Origin of the sequence: Streptomyces sp. NBC_01477, from assembly GCF_036227245.1 — a bacterium.
Taxonomy (GTDB): Bacteria; Actinomycetota; Actinomycetes; order Streptomycetales; family Streptomycetaceae; genus Actinacidiphila.
This window is the reverse complement of sequence record NZ_CP109445.1, coordinates 2,728,485-2,746,501: the sequence shown is the minus strand read 5'-3', so window position 1 is coordinate 2,746,501 and position 18,017 is coordinate 2,728,485. Positions and strand designations below refer to the sequence as shown.

Annotated in this window: 19 protein-coding genes and 1 pseudogene; 17 read left to right on the top strand and 3 right to left on the bottom strand. The window is 70.6% G+C overall.

Translation table 11 applies throughout. The annotated features are described in order from the left end of the window. The first annotated feature begins 222 nt into the window (after positions 1-222). The 12 genes from OHA86_RS10980 to OHA86_RS10925 all read left to right on the top strand — a co-directional run bounded on the left by OHA86_RS10980 (position 223) and on the right by OHA86_RS10925 (position 9,577). The gene (locus OHA86_RS10980) at positions 223-1,041 is read left to right on the top strand and encodes a DUF2127 domain-containing protein (RefSeq protein ID WP_329174557.1); all 819 of its coding nucleotides are present in this window, start codon (positions 223-225) and stop codon (positions 1,039-1,041) included. Between the two features lie 3 nt (positions 1,042-1,044). After that, the gene (locus OHA86_RS10975; RefSeq protein ID WP_329174555.1) at positions 1,045-1,683 is read left to right on the top strand and encodes an AIM24 family protein; all 639 of its coding nucleotides are present in this window, start codon (positions 1,045-1,047) and stop codon (positions 1,681-1,683) included. Continuing rightward, complete coding sequence (locus tag OHA86_RS10970; protein WP_329174553.1) at positions 1,684-2,334, top strand: AIM24 family protein; 651 nt, start codon at positions 1,684-1,686, stop codon at positions 2,332-2,334. Next, positions 2,331-3,044: an AIM24 family protein gene (locus OHA86_RS10965; protein ID WP_329174551.1), complete on the top strand. Its 714-nt coding sequence runs from the start codon at positions 2,331-2,333 to the stop codon at positions 3,042-3,044. Before OHA86_RS10970 ends, OHA86_RS10965 begins: the two co-directional genes overlap by 4 nt. An 80-nt stretch (positions 3,045-3,124) precedes the next feature. Next, a complete protein-coding gene (locus OHA86_RS10960; RefSeq protein WP_329174548.1) occupies positions 3,125-3,607 on the top strand; it encodes a MarR family winged helix-turn-helix transcriptional regulator in 483 nt (160 codons plus the stop codon). Positions 3,608-3,798: 191 nt separating this feature from the next. Then, positions 3,799-4,365 (top strand): SigE family RNA polymerase sigma factor, encoded by a 567-nt coding sequence (locus tag OHA86_RS10955; protein ID WP_329174547.1) that lies wholly within the window; start codon positions 3,799-3,801, stop codon positions 4,363-4,365. After that, a complete protein-coding gene (locus OHA86_RS10950; protein WP_329174546.1) occupies positions 4,358-5,212 on the top strand; it encodes a hypothetical protein in 855 nt (284 codons plus the stop codon). Before OHA86_RS10955 ends, OHA86_RS10950 begins: the two co-directional genes overlap by 8 nt. Before the next feature lie 65 nt (positions 5,213-5,277). Next, positions 5,278-6,486 (top strand): L,D-transpeptidase, encoded by a 1,209-nt coding sequence (locus OHA86_RS10945; protein ID WP_329174544.1) that lies wholly within the window; start codon positions 5,278-5,280, stop codon positions 6,484-6,486. A 46-nt stretch (positions 6,487-6,532) separates the two neighbouring features. Beyond that, positions 6,533-7,042 (top strand): MarR family winged helix-turn-helix transcriptional regulator, encoded by a 510-nt coding sequence (locus OHA86_RS10940; RefSeq protein WP_329174543.1) that lies wholly within the window; start codon positions 6,533-6,535, stop codon positions 7,040-7,042. Positions 7,043-7,144: 102 nt separating this feature from the next. Then, a complete protein-coding gene (locus OHA86_RS10935) occupies positions 7,145-7,486 on the top strand; it encodes a DUF3817 domain-containing protein (RefSeq protein ID WP_329174542.1) in 342 nt (113 codons plus the stop codon). 80 nt (positions 7,487-7,566) lie between these two features. Then, complete coding sequence (locus tag OHA86_RS10930) at positions 7,567-9,267, top strand: acyl-CoA mutase large subunit family protein (RefSeq protein WP_329174541.1); 1,701 nt, start codon at positions 7,567-7,569, stop codon at positions 9,265-9,267. A 103-nt stretch (positions 9,268-9,370) separates the two neighbouring features. After that, positions 9,371-9,577: a hypothetical protein gene (locus OHA86_RS10925; RefSeq protein WP_329174539.1), complete on the top strand. Its 207-nt coding sequence runs from the start codon at positions 9,371-9,373 to the stop codon at positions 9,575-9,577. Positions 9,578-9,669: 92 nt separating this feature from the next. Here OHA86_RS10925 and OHA86_RS10920 read toward each other — a convergent pair whose 3' ends face one another. Further along, positions 9,670-10,305 carry a TetR/AcrR family transcriptional regulator gene (locus tag OHA86_RS10920; RefSeq protein ID WP_329174538.1) on the bottom strand — a complete coding sequence of 212 codons (636 nt, stop codon included), beginning with the start codon at positions 10,303-10,305 and terminating at the stop codon, positions 9,670-9,672. A 277-nt stretch (positions 10,306-10,582) separates the two neighbouring features. On the opposite strand from OHA86_RS10920, the gene OHA86_RS10915 reads away from it, so the two are divergent. The 5 genes and pseudogenes from OHA86_RS10915 to OHA86_RS10895 all read left to right on the top strand — a co-directional run. Continuing rightward, positions 10,583-11,563: a tetratricopeptide repeat protein gene (locus tag OHA86_RS10915; protein ID WP_329174537.1), complete on the top strand. Its 981-nt coding sequence runs from the start codon at positions 10,583-10,585 to the stop codon at positions 11,561-11,563. Positions 11,564-12,249: 686 nt separating this feature from the next. Beyond that, entirely contained in the window at positions 12,250-12,882 is a 633-nt protein-coding gene (locus tag OHA86_RS10910; RefSeq protein WP_329174536.1) for a DUF6230 family protein, read from the top strand. Positions 12,883-12,983: 101 nt separating this feature from the next. After that, the gene (locus tag OHA86_RS10905; protein ID WP_329174533.1) at positions 12,984-13,586 is read left to right on the top strand and encodes a DUF6114 domain-containing protein; all 603 of its coding nucleotides are present in this window, start codon (positions 12,984-12,986) and stop codon (positions 13,584-13,586) included. Continuing rightward, a complete protein-coding gene (locus OHA86_RS10900; protein ID WP_329174532.1) occupies positions 13,576-14,868 on the top strand; it encodes a hydrogenase expression protein HypF in 1,293 nt (430 codons plus the stop codon). Before OHA86_RS10905 ends, OHA86_RS10900 begins: the two co-directional genes overlap by 11 nt. Before the next feature lie 141 nt (positions 14,869-15,009). After that, a pseudogene (locus OHA86_RS10895) lies at positions 15,010-15,721 on the top strand (transposase); the annotation flags it as partial. A gap of 376 nt (positions 15,722-16,097) precedes the next feature. Here OHA86_RS10895 and OHA86_RS10890 read toward each other — a convergent pair. Beyond that, on the bottom strand, positions 16,098-16,556 hold the full coding sequence (locus OHA86_RS10890; RefSeq protein ID WP_329174530.1) for a hypothetical protein: 459 nt from the start codon (positions 16,554-16,556) through the stop codon (positions 16,098-16,100). Between the two features lie 101 nt (positions 16,557-16,657). After that, positions 16,658-17,749, bottom strand: a complete 1,092-nt coding sequence (gene mycP / locus OHA86_RS10885) for a type VII secretion-associated serine protease mycosin (protein ID WP_329174528.1) — start codon at positions 17,747-17,749, stop codon at positions 16,658-16,660. Positions 17,750-18,017: the final 268 nt, after the last annotated feature.

Genomic DNA, 18,017 nt, shown 5'->3' with positions numbered 1-18,017 from the left:
GCACGGACGGCAGATCTTGTGAACGCGATCACAAGGTCTGTCCCATTATCACCGCTCCGAATCGACGCGCCGCCCCCGGGGTAGGAAACCTTCCGGCGGGCGATAGCGTCCCTGTGCACGACACCTGTACGTACTCCGACAGCCACGACAGCCCGACGCCCGCACGACGCCGCTCCGGTCCGTACGAGGCGGCACCGATCACCCAACGGGGACCGACACACGATGAACTACGACTGGGACCGCCGGCACTGCGCCCGCAAGGGCCACATCACCTACGCGCCCGACGACCTGCGGCTGCGCGGCCGGCTGCACGCCAGCACCGCGGTCGGCGAGGTGTGGCGCTGCCTGCGCTGCGGTGACTTCGTGCTGGGCGAGCCGCACGGCTCGGGACCCGCCGACCAGGCGCCGCTGGTGCCGCGCGGCCGGGCGCTGCGCGACCTGTTCATCCTGCGCTTCCTCGCGATCGAGCGGATCCTGCGCGGGCTGCTGATCGTGCTGGCCGCCTGGGCGGTGTGGAAGTTCAGCAATTCCCAGGACGCGGTCCACAAGCTCTTCGAGGACGACCTCACCGCCTTCAAGCCGGTCGCCGACCACTTCCACTACGACCTGGACCACTCGCCGGTCGTCGACACCATCCGCAAGACCTTCGACTACAAGAAGTCCACCCTGCAGATCGTCGCCGCCGCCCTGCTGGGCTACGCGCTGATCGAGATCATCGAGGGCTTCGGCCTGTGGTGGGCCAAGCGCTGGGCCGAGTACCTGACGGTCGTCGCCACCGCCGCCTTCCTCCCCCTTGAGGTCTACGAGCTCACCGAGAAGGTCAGCTACTTCAAGATCGGCACCCTCGCGCTGAACGTGCTCGCCGTCCTCTACATCCTGCTCGGCAAGCGGCTGTTCGGGCTGCGCGGCGGCCATGCGGCCTTCGAGGCCGAGCGCCGCAGCGCCTCGCTGCTGGAGGTCAAGGAGGCGGCCGGCGACAGCGGCGAGCCGCCCGAGCCGCTGCCGGTACGCCCGCGTACGTCGGCCGGCAGCAGCAGCTGACCCATGGCGACCTTCCGGCTCCAGAGCTCCCGGGTGCTCGCCGTCGACCTGGCGGGTGACGCCGTCAAGGCGAAGAAGGGCGCCATGGTCGCCTACGACGGTGACATGACGTTCAAGAAGATGACGGGCGGCGGCGAGGGCCTGCGCGGCCTGGTCACCCGGCGGATCACCGGCGAGGCGATGGAGGTGATGGAGGTCAAGGGCCGCGGCACCTGCTGGTTCGCCGACCGCGCCACCGAGATCAACCTGGTCCGCCTCACCGGCGACAAGCTGCACGTCGAGGCGAGCAACCTGCTGGTCACCGAGCCCGGCCTGCGCACCGGCACCACCTTCACCGGGCTGCGCGGCGCCTCGCAGGGCAACGGCCTGTTCACCACCACCGTGGAGGGCAGCGGGCAGGCCGCGATCATGTCCGACGGCCCGGCCATCGTGCTGCGCGTGACGGCAGGCACCCCGCTGGTCGTCGACCCCGGCGCCTACGTCGCCCACACCGGCAGCCTGCGCCAGCAGCTGCGCTCCTCGGTCGGCCTGCGCACCCTGATCGGCGAGGGCTCGGGCGAGAGCTTCCAGATCCACTTCGAGGGCGAGGGCCTGGTCTACGTCCAGCCCAGCGAGCGCAACACGGTCGGAGGGCAGATCTAGATGACCTTCACCCGGATCAACTCCAAGCTGGTGGAGGCACGGATCGTGCCCGGCCAGCGGATGTTCAGCCAGCGCGGCGCGATGCTCGCCTACCGCGGCGCCGTCTCCTTCACCCCCAGCATCGTCGGCGGGCAGGGCGGTGTCATGTCGATGATCGGCCGCCGGGTCGCCAACGAGGCGACCCCGCTGATGACCGTGGAGGGCGACGGCCTGGTGATGTTCGGCCACGGCGGCCACCACATCCACACCGTCGACCTGGCCGGCGAGACCCTCTACGTCGAGGCCGACCGGCTGCTCGCCTTCGACGGCTCCCTCGCCCAGGGCACGATGTTCATGGGCTCGCAGGGCGGTGTGATGGGCGTGATACGCGGCCAGGTCACCGGGCAGGGCCTGTTCACCACCACCCTCCAGGGCAAGGGCTCGGTCGCCGTCATGGCCCACGGCGGCGTCTTCGAACTGCCCATCACCCCCGGCCGCCCCGTCCACGTCGACCCGCAGGCCTACGTCGCCCACCGCGGCGACGTACGCAACAAGCTGGCCACCGCCGTCGGCTGGCGCGAGATGGTCGGCCGCGGCTCGGGCGAGGCCTTCCAACTCGAACTCAGCGGCCAGGGCATGGTCTACGTGCAGGCGTCGGAGGAGAAGCTGTGACCTACGGTGAAGGCCCGGTCGTCCACGACCCCTACACCCTGCCGGCCAACGACAACGTCAACGCGTACGCCTTCTGCGTCGACCTCGACGGCCAGTGGTTCCTGCAGAAGGGGAAGATGATCGCCTACTACGGGCAGATCGACTTCCACGGCATCGGCCACGGCCCGCTCGACCACCTCGTCGCCGCGAACTTCCACTCGCCGCTGCACGCCGCCGCCTGGGTCGTCGCCCAGGGCCGCGGCAAGATGCTGCTCGCCGACCGGGCGTACGACATCAACTCCTACGACCTCGACAACGGCAACCTCACCATCCGCTCGGGCAATCTGCTGGCCTTCCAACCCGGCCTCGCGCTCAAGCAGTCGATCATCCCGGGCTTCCTCACCCTCATCGGCACCGGCAAATTCGTCGCCGCCTCCAACGGGGCCGTGCACTTCGTGGAACCGCCGATCCGGGTCGACCCGCAGGCCCTCGTCGGCTGGGCCGACTGCCCCAGCCCCTGCCACCACTACGACCACGCCTACATGCGCGGCGTCCTCGGCGGCATCAGGGCGCTGACCGGAATCGGCGGCACCTCGGGCGAGGAGCACCAGTTCGAGTTCACCGGGGCGGGGCAGGTACTGCTCCAGTCCACGGAGGAGCTGATGTCCGCCGCCGCCACCGGCGGGGTGCCCGGCACCGCCGGCCCGGGGGTGCCGGGGGCGGGCGTCTAGCGGGCGGTTTCGCTGCGTACGGTGATCACACCGCTACCCTGGCGGTCATTCTGCTTTCAACGGACGGTAGAATTGCCCGTATGACCACCGAGACCGCGGAAAGCGCCCCCCCCTGGCTCACCGAGGAAGAGCAGCGCGCCTGGCGCATCCACCTCGACGTCAGCCGGCTGCTCATGTATCAGCTGGAGCGCGACCTGCAGCCCTTCGGCCTGACCAACAACGACTACGAGATCCTCGTGAACCTGTCGGAGGCCGAGGACCGGCGGATGCGGATGAGCGACCTCGCGAAGTCGACCCTGCAGTCCAAGAGCAGGCTCTCGCACCAGATCACCCGCATGGAGGCCGCCGGGTTCGTCCGGCGGGAGAACTGCGAGTCCGACCGCCGCGGGCTGTACGCGGTACTCACCGAGCAGGGCTGGGACACGATGCGGCAGGTCGCTCCGCGGCATGTGGCGTCGGTGCGGGCGCATTTCATCGACCTCATCCCGACGCAGGGGCTCACCGCGTACCGCGAGGCGCTGACGCCGGTGGCCGCGCACCTGCGCGAAGCTCGCTCCCGCTGACGGTTCGCCCGCCTCAGGGGGTGCCCCCTGGACCTTCCCGGCGTCTGCCGCGCCGTCCGGGCCGGGCCGCCCCTGGCGGGCCGCCTCTGCGGCAGAGGGCAGGCCCTCGGTGACGCGGGCAACAATTCGTGGCGTAGGCGGTGTCACAAGAGGTCGGGCTCCCGCGTGTAAGTAGCGGGAGGGCAACGTACATGACGGCACATCTCGGACCCGCGGAGCGGACCACCGACTTCGACGCCTTTTACGCCGCGACGGCGAAACGAATGATCGCCGTCGTGTTCGCCGTGACCGGCGACCTCGCGGAGGCGGAGGACGCGGTCCAGGAGGCGTACGCGCGAGCCTGGCTGCGCTGGCCCGCGCTGACCGCCGACGGCGACCCGGCCCCCTGGGTGAGAACCGTCGCGCTGCGCCTCGCGGTGAGCACCTGGCGCAAGGCGCGCAACCGGATGCGCGCCCAGTTCCGGCACGGCCCGCCCCCGGACGCCCCGGACCTCGCCCCGGACCGGGTGGCCCTGGTCGCGGCGCTGCGCGCGCTCGGCGACGACCAGCGCACGGCCGTGGTGATGCACCACCTCCTCGACCTGCCGGTCGAGGAGATCGCCCGGGAGACCGGCGTGTCGCCCGCCGCCGTCAGAGCCCGGCTGAGCCGGGGCCGCAAGGCGCTCGGCGCCCTGCTCAGGGACGAACCCGAGCCCGCAGACCCAGAACCGGACGCCCCCGGGCGACGACACTCGGAAGAGGTGCCCCTCCATGGCTGACGAGTTGGACGACCGGCTGCGGGAGCTGGCCCGCAACGCCGAACTTCTGGTCGTCCTCGCCGGTCCGCAGGCCGCTCGCCGGCGCGGTGAGCGCCGCAGGACCCGGCGCAGGGCCGCCTGCGCGGGCATGGCCGCCGCGCTGGCCCTCACCGTCTGCGGCTGGCAGCTGGAGGCCCGCCGCGACTCCGGCGCCACGGCCCCCGCGAGCGGCGCGGCAGCCACGCGCGAACCGTCCCCGCTGCGGGACCGGCTCGTCGCGGAACTGCTGCCGGCCGACGCGCTGCCGTACTCCGTCAAGTGGCGGTGGTCGGTGGTGCCCGAGAAGACGGTGAAAGCCCAGCCGCCCTGCGACGCGGCTCCGCTGGCGGCGGTGAGCGCGCAGGCGACCCGGGCGTATCTGGTCCAGCAGTCCTCGGCGGCCGCGAGCTACCGGCTGTACGCCTTTCCCGACGCCGCCACCGCGACCGGGCAGTCTCGCGCGCTGCGCAAGCAGATGCAGGCGTTGTGCGGGATCGGGCTGCCGCAGCCCACCGGCAGACTGACACTCCCGGGGCAGGCCGACCTGTATTGGGGGACATCGAAGGAGCAGCCCGGGGTAGCCGCGTGGGTGGAAAGCCAAGGCCCCTATGTCGCCGTGCTGTTCGTCACCACGCCCGGTTACCCGGAGAGCCAGTTGCAGGACAGCGGCGTCGCCGCGTGCATCGCCGCGTCGCTCGCCAGGCTGGCCGTCACCTCGCCGCCCGTGAGCGGCGGTACGGGCAAGGGCGCCGCCGCGGGCACCGCAAAGGCTGACGCCAGGAGCAGAGCCACCGCCGCCGGTGACATCCCCCCGACCGCCACCTGCTGACAAGGAATCCGACCGCTGTGTATCCCGTACGCATTCCCCGCCGTCCCCGTTCCCGGGCGCTCACCGTGCCCGCCGTTTTGCTGGGCCTCGTACTCGGCGCCGCCGCGTGCGGCGGCCACGACAGCGCGTCCGGCGGCGATCCGCCCCGCAGCGCCGGAGGGGGGAAGACCGCGGCCGGCCCCCACGTCAGCGTGACCCCGGCCACGGGCAGGGACGGCGTCGCCCCCGGCTCCCCGGTGAAGGTCACCGTCACCGGCGGCACCCTCGGCAGCGTCACCGTCATCCCGCAGGGCAAGGCGGCGGGCGACGTCGATCCGGTCGCCGTCAGCGGCGCCCTCGACCCGGCGGGGCACACCTGGACCTCGGACCGCACGATGACGCCGGGCGCCGCCTACACCGTCACCGCCGCCGCGGCCGACCCCGCGGGCAAGCGGACGACGACCACCAGCACCTTCCGTACGGCCGCCGCCGCCGAGGTCAACGGCGTCACCCCGACCCCGCTCAACAACGCGGTCGTCGGCGTCGGCCTGCCGGTCTCGCTGGCCTTCGACAAGCCCGTCACCGACAAGGCGGCCGTCGAGAAGGCGCTGACCCTCACCACCACCCCGGCGGTGCACGGCAGTTGGGGCTGGCTGACCGACCCGCTCACCGGTGTCCAGCGGGTGGACTGGCGACCGGACACGTACTGGCCCACCGGTACGAAGGTCACGCTGACGGCCAAGCTCAGCGGCATCGACACCGGCGGCGGGCGCTTCCTGCGCCGGGACGTCCACGACACCTTCCGTATCGGCACCGCCCGCATCTCGTACGCGGACCTCGCCGCGCACACCCTGCGGGTCACCGAGAACGGCCGCACGGTCAAGAACTTCAAGATCTCGGCCGGCAGCACCGCCTACCCGACCTGGAACGGCAAGATGGTCGTGATGGCCAAGCAGTCCGCCGTCCGGATGACCTCGGCGTCGGTGGGCATCGCCACCGACAAGGACGCGGCCGACTTCTACGACGAGGACGTCAAGAACGCGGTCCGCATCACCTCCTCGGGCACTTTCGTGCACGCCGCCCCCTGGAACGACGCGCTGATGGGCCGGCGGAACGGCAGCCACGGGTGCATCGGGATGAGCAACGCGGACGCCAAGTGGTTCTTCGACCGGGCCACCCGCGGCGACCTGGTCATCGCCACCGGCTCCAGCCGGGCGGTGGTCGACAAGGGCAACGGATACGGCGAGTGGAATCTCAGCGCGGACCAGTGGCACGCGCTCAGCGCTCTCGCCTGACGAGATACCTGTGCCCAGTATGTGACCGGCGGGTAGGCTCAGACCTGTGTCAAAGCCCCTGAGCCTGCCCTTCGATCCGATCGCCCGCGCAGACGAACTGTGGGCCCGGCGCTGGGGCGGGGTACCGTCCATGGGCGCGATCACCTCGATCATGCGCGCCCAGCAGATCCTGCTCGGCCAGGTCGACGCGGTCGTCAAACCGTACGGACTCACCTTCGCGCGCTACGAGGCGCTGGTGCTGCTCACCTTCTCCAAGGCCGGCGAGCTGCCGATGTCCAAGATCGGCGAGCGGCTGATGGTGCACCCCACCTCGGTCACCAACACCGTCGACCGGCTGGTCGCGGCCGGCCTGGTCGACAAGCGCCCCAACCCCAACGACGGCCGCGGCACCCTCGCCTCGATCAACGACAGGGGCCGCGAGATCGTCGAGTCCGCCACCCGCGACCTGATGTCGATGGACTTCGGCCTGGGCGTCTACGACGCGGAGGAGTGCGGCGAGATCTTCGCGCTGCTGCGGCCGCTGCGGATAGCGGCGGGGGACTTCGAGGAGGGCTGACGCCCGAGTTCCCGCAGTGGCCGGCCGGGGGACGGGGCTGACGCCCGCCGGGCGCCAGGGGGTGGAATCGGCGCCGGAAACGTACCGGTTAGGCTGCTTGGCATGAAACGAAGCGTGCTGACCCGCTACCGCGTGATGGCCTATGTGACGGCCGTCCTGCTGGTCGTGCTCACCCTCGGGGTCATCGGCAAGTACCTGCTGGACATCGGCGGGGCCGACGACCTCGTCCTCTACGTCGGCACCGCCCATGGCTGGCTGTACCCGGTGTACCTGATCTGCGCCTTCGAGGTGTGCTACAAGGCGAAGTGGCCGCTCGGCCGTATCGCGTGGGTGCTGCTCGCGGGCACCATCCCCACCGCGGCCTTCTTCGTGGAGCGCCGGGTCACCCGGGAGCTGACCCCGCGGATCGTGGAGCCGGAGTCCGCCGAGCCGGTCAAGGTCTGACGCGCCGCGACGCCCGGCCCGCCCTGCTGGTGGGCCGCGCCGCATCGACATTTACTTGGACGTCCTAGTAAATTAGCGGTATGGACGCTGAAGGCATTGAGGCAGGGCGCCTGCGCTGGCAGGCCCGGTACGACTCGGCCCGCAAGCGGGAGGCCGATTTCAGCACGCTGTCCGGCGACCCGGTCGACCCGGTGTACGGCCCGCCGCCCGGCGCCGAGGTGCCCGGATTCGAGCGGATCGGCTGGCCGGGGGAGTATCCCTTCACCCGGGGGCTGCACGCGACCGGCTACCGCGGCAGGACCTGGACGATCCGGCAGTTCGCCGGGTTCGGCAATGCCGAGCAGACCAACGAGCGCTACCGCACGATCCTGGCCAACGGCGGCGGCGGCCTGTCCGTGGCCTTCGACATGCCCACCCTGATGGGCCGCGACTCCGACGACCCGCGCTCGCTCGGCGAGGTCGGGCACTGCGGGGTGGCGATCGACTCGGCCGCCGACATGGAAGTGCTCTTCCGGGACATCCCGCTGGGCGACGTCACCACCTCCATGACCATCTCGGGACCCGCCGTCCCGGTCTTCTGCATGTACCTGGTCGCCGCCGAGCGGCAGGGCGTCGATCCCTCGGTGCTGAACGGCACCCTGCAGACCGACATCTTCAAGGAGTACATCGCCCAGAAGGAGTGGCTCTTCGAACCCGGCCCGCACCTGCGGCTGATCGGCGACCTGATGGAGCACTGCGCCGCGTCCATCCCGGCGTACAAACCGCTGTCGGTCTCCGGTTACCACATCCGCGAGGCGGGCGCGACGGCCGCGCAGGAGCTGGCGTACACGCTCGCCGACGGCTTCGGCTACGTGGAACTGGGCCTGAGCCGCGGCCTGGACGTGAACGCGTTCGCGCCCGGCCTGTCGTTCTTCTTCGACGCGCACCTGGACTTCTTCGAGGAGATCGCCAAATTCCGCGCCGCCCGCCGGATCTGGGCGCGCTGGATGCGGGACGTCTACGGAGCGACCTCGGACAAGGCGCAGTGGCTGCGCTTCCACACCCAGACCGCCGGGGTCTCGCTGACCGCCCAGCAGCCGTACAACAACGTGGTGCGCACCGCCGTGGAGGCGCTGTCCGCGGTGTTCGGCGGGACGAACTCGCTGCACACCAACGCGCTGGACGAGACGCTGGCGCTGCCCAGCGAGCAGGCCGCCGAGATCGCGCTGCGCACCCAGCAGGTGCTGATGGAGGAGACCGGCGTGGCCAACGTCGCCGATCCGCTCGGCGGCTCGTGGTACGTGGAGGCGCTGACCGACCGGATCGAGCGGGACGCCGAGAAGATCTTCGACCGGATCAAGGAGCTGGGCGCCCGCGCCGTACCCACCGGCAGGCACCCGGTCGGCCCGATCACCTCCGGCATCCTGCGCGGCATCGAGGACGGCTACTTCACCGGGGAGACCGCAGAGTCCGCGTTCCAGTACCAGCGCGCCCTGGAGAAGGGCGACAAGCGGGTCGTCGGCGTCAACTGCCACCACGGCTCGGTCACCGGCGACCTGGAGATCCTGCGGGTCGGCCACGAGGTGGAGCGCGACCAGGTGCGGGTGCTGGCCGACCGCCGTGCGGCCAGGGACGACGCGGCGGCCCGCCGCGGGCTCGACGCGATACTGGCCGCGGCCAGGTCCGGCGGCAACATGATCGCGCCGATGCTCGACGCGGTACGGGCCGAGGCCACCCTCGGCGAGATCTGCGGCGTGCTGCGTGAGGAGTGGGGCACATACGTGGAGCCCGCCCGCTTCTGAGCGCCCTCCGCGTCCCTCCGTCCGCCCCGTCGGCGCTGACCTGGAGCTGGCGGCGATCGGTAGATTCGGGGCCGACCGACCCGCTCTCCAGGAAAGGACGTGTGTGGCCCTCGAAGCGACCGTCGGCGACGACGGGATGGTCTACATCAGGGAGACAGAGCAGCCGGACGTGGTGGCCGTGACCACCACGGCGAAATGGGAGGCATTCGTCAAGGGCGTCATGGCGGGGGAGTTCGACCACTTCGCCGCCGGCGTGGCCGAGGCGGTCGGCTCGGCCGTACGCGAAGCGCCCACGCACCGCAGGTCCTGAGCACGGAGCACGCTTCGGGCCAGGTCCTGGACGGGGTGCGTCGGATCGGGTCCTGAGCGGTGTGCGTCGGATCGGGTCCTGGACGGGGTGCGTCAGATCAGGTCCTGAGCGGTGTGCAGGCCGGCGAGACCGACGACGAGGAGTACGGCGAGCCGGCCCGCCCACTCCTCGTCGACCGGCTCGGAGCTGACCATCACCCGGTGCACCACCGCGCCGGCGACCACGTCGAAGACCAGGTTGTCCCGCGCGGGCCCCGCGGCGCTGTCCTCCGGCGGGATCTCGCCGCGCTCCTGGGCGCGCTTCCTGCCCAGCACCACCAGGTGCTTCTGCCGGTCCACGATTGCCTCGCGGATCCGCAGCCGCAGTGCGTCGTCGTGGGCGGCCTCGGCGATCACCGCCATCAGCGCGGTCCTGGTCTCGGGCCGGTTGAGGAGGTCGGCGAAGCGCAGCACCACGCCCTGGATGTCGGCCTCCAGGCTGCCGAGGTCGGGCAGTTCCAGCTGCTCCTCGAAGAGCGCGGCGACCGCGTCGACCACCAGCTCGTTCTTGCCCGCCCAGCGCCGGTAGAGGGTCGTCTTGGCCACCCCGGCGCGGGCGGCGACGTCGCCGAGCGTGAGCCTTCCCCAGCCCTGTTCCGCCAGCGCGGTCCTGGTGGCCGCCAGGATCGCGCGGTCCAGGTCGGCACTTCGCGGGCGGCCGGTGCGTCTGCCGGGGGAGAAGGGGCACATAAGCCGGACCATACCGGCCGGTAGGTAGCGTGACGAGTGAGCGGTATCACAGCGTGTGCCGCAGCGCCGAAGATCCAGGCCCAGTTACGCTACGGCACGTAGCGAAACATGATGCGGCAGCCAGCGACAACCACGCCGGTGCGGATGGGGATCCGTACCACCGCAGCAGTACGGCAGTACACGACCGGGTGGTCGGGGAACCCGCAAACCCGCGGGGAAGCCGGGCCTGATCCGGGGTCTGTGCACGTTCGGGTCCAGGAGGGGGGAGGATTGCCTCATGCAGCCACGGAACATGTCCATGAGCGGCGTGGTCGACCTCGCCGCGGTGAAGGCGGCCAGTGAGGCCAAGGTGAAGGCCGAGCAGGCCAGGGCGCAGCGGCAGGACGCCGGCGCCGACACCACCGCCGCTTCCCCGCTCGTCATCGAGGTGACCGAGGCGACCTTCGAGAGCGATGTGCTCGAACGCTCCGCCGAGGTCCCGGTCGTCATCAGCTTCTGGGCCGACCAGGCCGAGCAGAGCAAGCAGCTCAACACCGTCCTCGAACGCCTGGTCGGCGAATACCGCGGCCGGTTCGTGCTGGCCACCGCCGAGGTGTACGCCAACCAGATGCTCTTCCAGCAGTTCGGCGTGCAGGGGGTGCCCGCGGTCTTCGCGGTGCTGGCCGGGCAGGCGATGCCGCTCTTCCAGGGCCTGGCGCCCGAGGACCAGGTCACCGAGGTCCTCGACCAGTTGATCGCGGTCGCCGAGCAGCGGTTCGGCATCGTCGGCCCTGACGTCGACCCGGGGGCCGCGGCCACCGCGCAGGAGGCCGCCCCGCCCGCCCCGCCGCGCCCGGCCACCCCGCAGGAGCTGGCGCTGAGCGCGGCCCATGACGCGCTGGACGCGGGCGACCTGGACGGCGCCATCCGCGCGTACCGCGAGGTGCTCGCGGACGAGCCGGCGAACGCCGAGGCCAAGCTCGGCCTGGCCCAGGCCGAACTGCTCGACCGGGTCCAGGGTGTCGACCCGCAGGCGGCGCGCGCGGCGGCGGCCGAAGCGCCGGGCGATGTGCGGGCGCAGCTCACCGCGGCCGACCTCGACCTGGTCGGCGGCCATGTGGAGGACGCGTTCAGCCGCCTGGTGGACACCGTCCGCCGTACGTTCGGCGAGGAGCGCGACACCGTACGGCTGCGGCTGCTCGAACTGTTCGAGGTCATCGGCTCCGACGACCCCCGGGTGGCCGGCGCGCGCACCGCGCTGGCCAGGGTGCTGTTCTGACCGCGCGGCCCGGCCGGGCGCCTTCTCCGGCGCCCGGCGCGGCCCTCGCGTGCCGGTCCTGAAACGGCCGGACGCACAGAGATTTAGCGATACGGCGACCGCTCTTTATCAAACCGTGACAATCGACGGTCCCCGTCACCACCGGTGAGATCACGGCCCCGATTTGGCGGCCGATGGCCGTATATGCCGGACTTCACCACCCCCGATTCCGCTACTCGGCGTGAGATCGCCCCATGGGGCGATCCCGCCTGCGGCATTCATCCGTTACTCGCTAGTAACGATCCCCTTGTGTGTCGGCCGGGAATGGACCACGATCGGCCAAGCTCGGTCCGTAGCCAATGCCCCGGCAGCCAGTCGGCGCCAACGGCCAACGGGTCCCCGCCGAGCGGGAGTGCGCGGCAACCGCCGCGTCTCCGGGACAGGGGGGTCTCCGTCCAGCGGATGGAACCGGATGGAGCCTGTCCAGCAGGTTGCGCGAGAGCGTGGCCAGTGGTTGTCGCTCGGGGGTGATCGCCGACGTTTCGGACATCGCCGTCCGGACTGCGCAGGGAGTCCCGCGGGGCCCCCTTCCGGACGGACGGCATCGCCCAACCCGGCGCTCTCCTTCCCGAGGACGTAGCACTTCTCCCATCCCAGGCCAGGACCCGAACTCCCGGCCGGAGATGTACGTCCGAGAAGGAGGAAACATGGAATCGCACGTTCGTGGCGGTACCAGATGGCGCCGGTTCGCCGTCGTCATGGTGCCCAGTGTCGCGGCCACCGCCGCGATAGGCGTGGCGCTGGCTCAAGGCGCGCTCGCCGCGTCGTTCAGCGTGTCGGGCCAGCAGTTCAAGGTCAGTGCGGAGACCCTGCACGGTGAAGGCTTCGAGCAGTACGGCGCGCTCGACGTCAAGCAGGACGGCAAGTACGTGCCGGTGGCCGTGTCGGCGTTCACCGACGCCACCATCACCGGGCTGTGCCAGTCGGTAGTGATCCCGACGCCGATCGGCGACGTGACACTCAAGCTGAAGGCCGGCAACGGCGGTCGTGGCCACGAGGTCACCGCGCACAACCTGTACATCGACCTGGACCAGCTCGACGCCGACGCGGTGTTCACCAACATCAACATCGGTGTGGCAGCCGGTGCCAAGGGCCAGCCCGGCCCCGGCATCAAGGACGGGGACAAAACCGACCCGGGGTCGTTCGCGCAGACGGCCGAGTCGGCCGACCTGACAGGGGTGCGCCAGACGGCGTGGGCCACCAGCGCGGGCACATTCACGCTCAGCGGCCTCAGCCTGCACGTGGGTCTGGGCTCGGGCAAGGGCGTCGAGTGCTACTGAGCACGGTCTGAGTCGCTCTGGGCGAGCCGCGCGGGGCGCGGCTCGCCCATGGCACCGACCACCTTCTTTTCTGTCATGCCAGTTCCAGGGAGCTGTTTTCCATGAGCGCCGAGTCGTCAGGACTGAGTGCCCACCTCCGCCGCGGCCGTGTCGCATTCCGGCACTGGCGTTGGCAGCGTCCGTTCTGGGCGGGACTGCTGACCCTGCTGTCCGGATTCCCGATCGGGTACCTGCCGTACAACAACGTGACTCTCGGTCAGCTGACCGTGCGAATGGCCACCACTGCCGGCGCCGGCGCCCTGATCATCGGCGTGCTGCTGGTCGTGCTCGGCCTGACCATGTGGTTCCAGAGCGCGGTGCGCATCTTTGCCGGTGTCGCCGCCATCCTGCTCGGACTGGTGTCGATCCCGGTGGCCAACTTCGGCGGCATCGTGATCGGCTTCCTGCTGGCCCTGTTCGGCGGTGCGCTGTCCGTGTCCTGGGCACCCGGCAGCGAGGTGCCGGACGAGCCGGGCGAGAAGGCCGAACTGCCGGACGGCGGCCCGCGCCCGGAGGGCGACGCGGCGGATCCCGGCGCGCCCGCTCCGACCGTGCCCGCGCCCGCGTTCGCCGCGGACCCGTTCACGCAGCCCGAACCGGTGCACGCCGGTGCGCGGGCCGACGAAGAGACCACCGAGGAGAACGGGAGGCATCGTGCTGGGTGACGAGGCTCAGCCGGCCGAGAGCGGCAAGCGGAGTGGGGCGACGTCCGGGCCGCGGCACGCGGCACCGCGCACGTCCCTGCTGACCAAGCTGCACATGCCCGTGGGCAAGGCGGTGGCGCTCGCCGCCATGCCGACCGCGGTACTGATGGGCATGGGCTTCACCCCGCACCTGGCGCAGGCCGACGAGCTGCCGAAGAGCCCGTTCAAGCCGGGCCCCTGCGTGACGCAGTCCGACACCCCGACGCCGTCCGCGTCGGGCGCCACGTCGGGCGCCACGTCCGGCGGCGCGGGCAAGGCCACGGACAAGCCGGCGCCCAAGCCGACGACGAGCCCGAGCCCGAGCGTCAGCCCGACCGCGCCCGCGCCGAACACGTCGCCGTCCCCGGCCGCGCCGGACAAGTCGGCGGCCACGTCGCAGCCCAAGTCTGCGCCGACCAGCGCGCCGAAGGCCGACCCGAGCCCGACGAAGTCCACCAACCCGCTGGACCCGCTGGGCCTCGGCGACCTGCTGGGCGGGCTGCTCGGCCTCGACGGCAAGCCGTCGTCCCCGACGCCCACCGCGACGCCGACCACCCAGGCCCCCGCGCCCGGCCCGACGGCCACCACAAAGCCGCCGGCCGACCCGGTGAAGTCCACGGGCCCGACGGGCTCCACGGGTGACGGCGCCGGCAAGGACGCTGCCAAGGACGCCAAGGACCCGGCGGAGGGCGCCACCAAGGGCGTCAAGAAGGACACCAAGAAGCTCAAGGACGCCGCCACCACGCCCCCGGCGGCCCCCGACGGCAAGCAGGCCTACCCCTGCCCGACGACCGACGCGCAGGCCCTCGCCGACGCCAAGAACGAGCAGGGCATACCGCTGCTGCCCGACACCCCGTGGGTCCTCAAGAGCTCGCTGCTCACCCTCTACGGCCTCACCTACGACGGCATCGTGCAGGTGAAGACTTACAACGGTACGGTCAAGGACGTCCTGAAGTTCACCGCCACCGGCGTGGACATCGGCGACCTGAACCAGATCGTGGACGGCCCGAAGAACACCAAGACCCATGTGACGGCCCGTTCCGGCTCCACCTCGACCATCCGCAACGGCAAGGTGACGATGTACACCGAGTCCCTCAGCGGCAATCTGCTCGGCGTGGTGCCGATCACCTTCACCCCGAAATTCCCGCCGCCGATCACCGTCCCGGTGCTCTTCTTCACCGACGTCACGGTCATCCAGGCCGGCCAGTTCGGCGGAGACCTCCACGTCCCCGGCCTCAGGGTCCTCCCCGGCCAGTCCTCGTAGGGCGGCCCACCCCGCACCACGCGTCGCGGCCCGCACCCTTGACCGGGCCGCTGTTGGTTAGTTCGGGTCCGTGCGTGACGTCGGCCTTCCAGACCTGGTTGTGGTCTGGAAGGCCGACGTTGTCGTGTGGGGTGGGTTCGGGTGTCGTTGCAGTCGAAGTGGTCCAGGGAGATCCCGGCGGAGATGGTGTGGGTAGCGCGGGCTGCGTCCCGAAGGGCAGTCTGGCGATCCGGGTGGGGGATGAGCTGGGGCCGCTGTTCATGGACGAGGCGTTCGCGGACCTGTTCCCGGCGCGGGGCAGGCCTGCGTGGTCACCGGGCCGGCTCGCGCTGGTGCTGGTGCTGCAGTTCGTTGAGGGTCTGACCGACCGGCAGGCCGCGGAAGCGGTGCGGGCCAGGATCGACTACAAGTACGCCCTCGGTCTGGACCTGGGTGATCCGGAGTGGTTCAAGCGCTACGCCACCCGGGCGGAGGATTCCCGCTTCCCCAAGGCCCAGGCGGCGGGCGATGCCGTGGGCCGTCGCGTCGGCATCGACGGGACGCGCCTGCTGGAAGCGGTTTTCTCCGCCGACACTCCTCGTGGGCTGGTGGTTCTGCCGGAGGTCGAGATCCTGCGCCAGGTCTGGGTCCTGCACTTCCACCTGTCGAAGGCGAGGTCCGGCGGCGTGTCCCCAAAGGCCGCCCGCCAGGTGTGTTACGCCTGGTCACCCCCTATGACATCGAGGCCAGGGCCAGCGGGAAACGCGACATCATCTGGGACGGCTACAAGGTCCACCTGACCGAAACCCGCGAGCCCGACAGCCCGCATCTGATCACGAACGTCACCACCACCATGGCCACCGTTCCGGACAGCACCAAGGGCTCCCCGTCATCGGAGTGATGTTCTCGGCGAAAAACTGCCGCCCCCGCCCCGAGCGAGCCCGATGCATCGGCTCACCCACTCGCGAACGCCGCGAACTACGCCTGCGCCACCACGACGAACACCACGTCCGCGAGCCGCCAGAACCGAGCAGTGGACGAACCGCTAACAGATCCGCGTCGGCGTCGAGGGCACCATCTCCCAGGGCATCCTGCGCTGCGGCCTGCGCAGATCCCGCTACCGAGGCCTGACCAGGATCAGCCCCTTCGCAGCGCTCCGCCCCGCTGGATGACATCCAGCGGGGCGGGATTGACCAACAGCGTCCCACTCACGAGGGGCCGTGCCGCGGTGGTCGGCGTGGCAGCGGGCATCATTCGGCCGCGGCGAGCCTGGTGACCAGCTTGACCACGGCGGCTTTCGCGGCCGGGCCGTCTGCCGCCGCGACGGCGGTGATATTGGGCCGTGTGGCGGGTGATCCCACGATGGCGAACCGCTGGCGGGGATTCGCCCGGGCAGCCGCCTCCGTCGCGGCCTGCATCGGCCCGCCCGCGGTGATGATCACCTCACACTGCTGCTGGACAACTCCATTGAGGAAAGGGAGCGCCACGTCCGGCTTGGTGTCGGGGACGGTGAAGCGTTGAGCGTTGACTTTACCGTTCTTCGCAGTCTCGCGCAGGCCGTCCCAGCTGCCTCGGACGAGCGGCGCCTCCTGTGCGCCGGTCGGGCCGGTGACCAGGCAGGCGCGAAGGTTCTGTGAGACGTTGGCGGCTGTGATTCTGGCCGATGAGCCGCCAGAGACGAGGCAAAGGCCAGCTGCGGCAGCGGCCACGACGATCCCCGTGGCGGTCGCGGCCTTGCCGTGGCGGCCGAGGAAGGTGACCGCCGACCTTCCAGCGGCGGCCAGTCTGCCCGTCGGCGCGTGAGGCCCGTTCACGCGGCGGCCGCCCGGCGACGACGTGCGATCACGAACGAAGCGATCGCCACCGCGAGGGCCCCCGCCACACTGGCGACCACGGTGGCACGGAAGGCGAACGAACCGCCGCCCGTCGCTGAGCGGTGTTCCGGCACCTTCGCCGAGGCGGTCATGAGCGGATTGGAGCTGGCTGAGGGCACGGTCGCCTCCAGCGCCTTGACCGGGTCGATGATGCCGAAGCCGAAGCGGTCGTCGCGGCCTGTGCTGCCTCCGGGGCGGTCCGCGGAGCCGATCAACCGCGCGATGATCTGGCCCGCCGTCTCCTCCGGGTACTTGGCACGCAACAAGGCAGCTGCTGCCGCGACGTACGGGGCTGCGTAGCTGGTTCCGTCCGCGGTCAGATAGCCACCACCGCTCTTTACCGACCAGATGGCGGTCGCAGGGGCGCTGAGCGAGACGAAAGGGCCTGACTCGCTGTGTATCCATTCGCCGCCCATCCGGTCGCTGCCTGCGACAGCCAGCACTCCGGGAAAGGCGGCCGGGTACTCGGCTTGGTTGCCGGTGTCTCCGTCATTGCCCGCTGCGGCGACCATGACGACGTTGTGGGCCTCGGCGAAGACGACTGCTTCGCGCACCTGGGGGTCGGCCGCCGTCATTCCCATCGACACGTTGATGACGCCCGCTCCGTGGCGCACCGCCCACACGATGCCCTGAGCCAGCGGGAGAGCGGTGATGGTCTCGCCGTTGCTCACTCTGACCGGAAGTATCCTGGCAGCCGGGGCCAGCCCGGACATGCCGTGCCCCGTGACACCGCCGTTGCCCGCGATCACCCCGGCAACCGACGTCCCGTGTGAGTCGGACGAAACGTCGACCTGTCCGTTCGCCGCCCCCTGGGTGATATCGACTCCGGGCAGCACCCGGCCCGTCAGATCGGGGTGGTGGGCATTGACACCAGTGTCGATCACCGCGACGGTGACACCTTCGCCCCGGCTGAGCGTCCATGCCTTGACGGCGTCGAAGTGCCCTGAGTCGAGGGGCCATTCGCGTTCGTCGGGAGCCTGGGGAGAGGCCAATGTCGGCACAGCGAGGCCCACGCTGAGCAGCACCACACTCGCCCCGAGCGTCCTGAATCGGGATCTCACGTCGATGCCTTCTCCCCCGTGGCCGTTGTCGTGCGCGGAACGACTTGATGTTGTCCCATCACGCTTGGGCACATGGTCATCAAATCCCCATGACTCTGCCAATGTTGTGTACAGGAGTGTACGAAGTGTCCGAACTTAAGCATTACTGATCTCATTCAGACGCATGTACGAAGTCTCCCTGCCGCTGTTATAACCGCACTGCTGCGGATCCTGAGGGGATTCGTCATTCTTGGGG

Coding starts and splice junctions, on each gene's coding strand:
- OHA86_RS10905 (WP_329174533.1), top strand. CDS start 12,984: ATGAGCGCCGAGTCGTCAGGACTGAGTGCCCACCTCCGCCGCGGCCGT.
- OHA86_RS10955 (WP_329174547.1), top strand. CDS start 3,799: ATGACGGCACATCTCGGACCCGCGGAGCGGACCACCGACTTCGACGCC.
- OHA86_RS10970 (WP_329174553.1), top strand. CDS start 1,684: ATGACCTTCACCCGGATCAACTCCAAGCTGGTGGAGGCACGGATCGTG.
- OHA86_RS10930 (WP_329174541.1), top strand. CDS start 7,567: ATGGACGCTGAAGGCATTGAGGCAGGGCGCCTGCGCTGGCAGGCCCGG.
- OHA86_RS10910 (WP_329174536.1), top strand. CDS start 12,250: ATGGAATCGCACGTTCGTGGCGGTACCAGATGGCGCCGGTTCGCCGTC.
- OHA86_RS10935 (WP_329174542.1), top strand. CDS start 7,145: ATGAAACGAAGCGTGCTGACCCGCTACCGCGTGATGGCCTATGTGACG.
- OHA86_RS10915 (WP_329174537.1), top strand. CDS start 10,583: ATGCAGCCACGGAACATGTCCATGAGCGGCGTGGTCGACCTCGCCGCG.
- OHA86_RS10975 (WP_329174555.1), top strand. CDS start 1,045: ATGGCGACCTTCCGGCTCCAGAGCTCCCGGGTGCTCGCCGTCGACCTG.
- OHA86_RS10960 (WP_329174548.1), top strand. CDS start 3,125: ATGACCACCGAGACCGCGGAAAGCGCCCCCCCCTGGCTCACCGAGGAA.
- OHA86_RS10950 (WP_329174546.1), top strand. CDS start 4,358: ATGGCTGACGAGTTGGACGACCGGCTGCGGGAGCTGGCCCGCAACGCC.
- OHA86_RS10980 (WP_329174557.1), top strand. CDS start 223: ATGAACTACGACTGGGACCGCCGGCACTGCGCCCGCAAGGGCCACATC.
- OHA86_RS10920 (WP_329174538.1), bottom strand. CDS start 10,305: ATGTGCCCCTTCTCCCCCGGCAGACGCACCGGCCGCCCGCGAAGTGCC.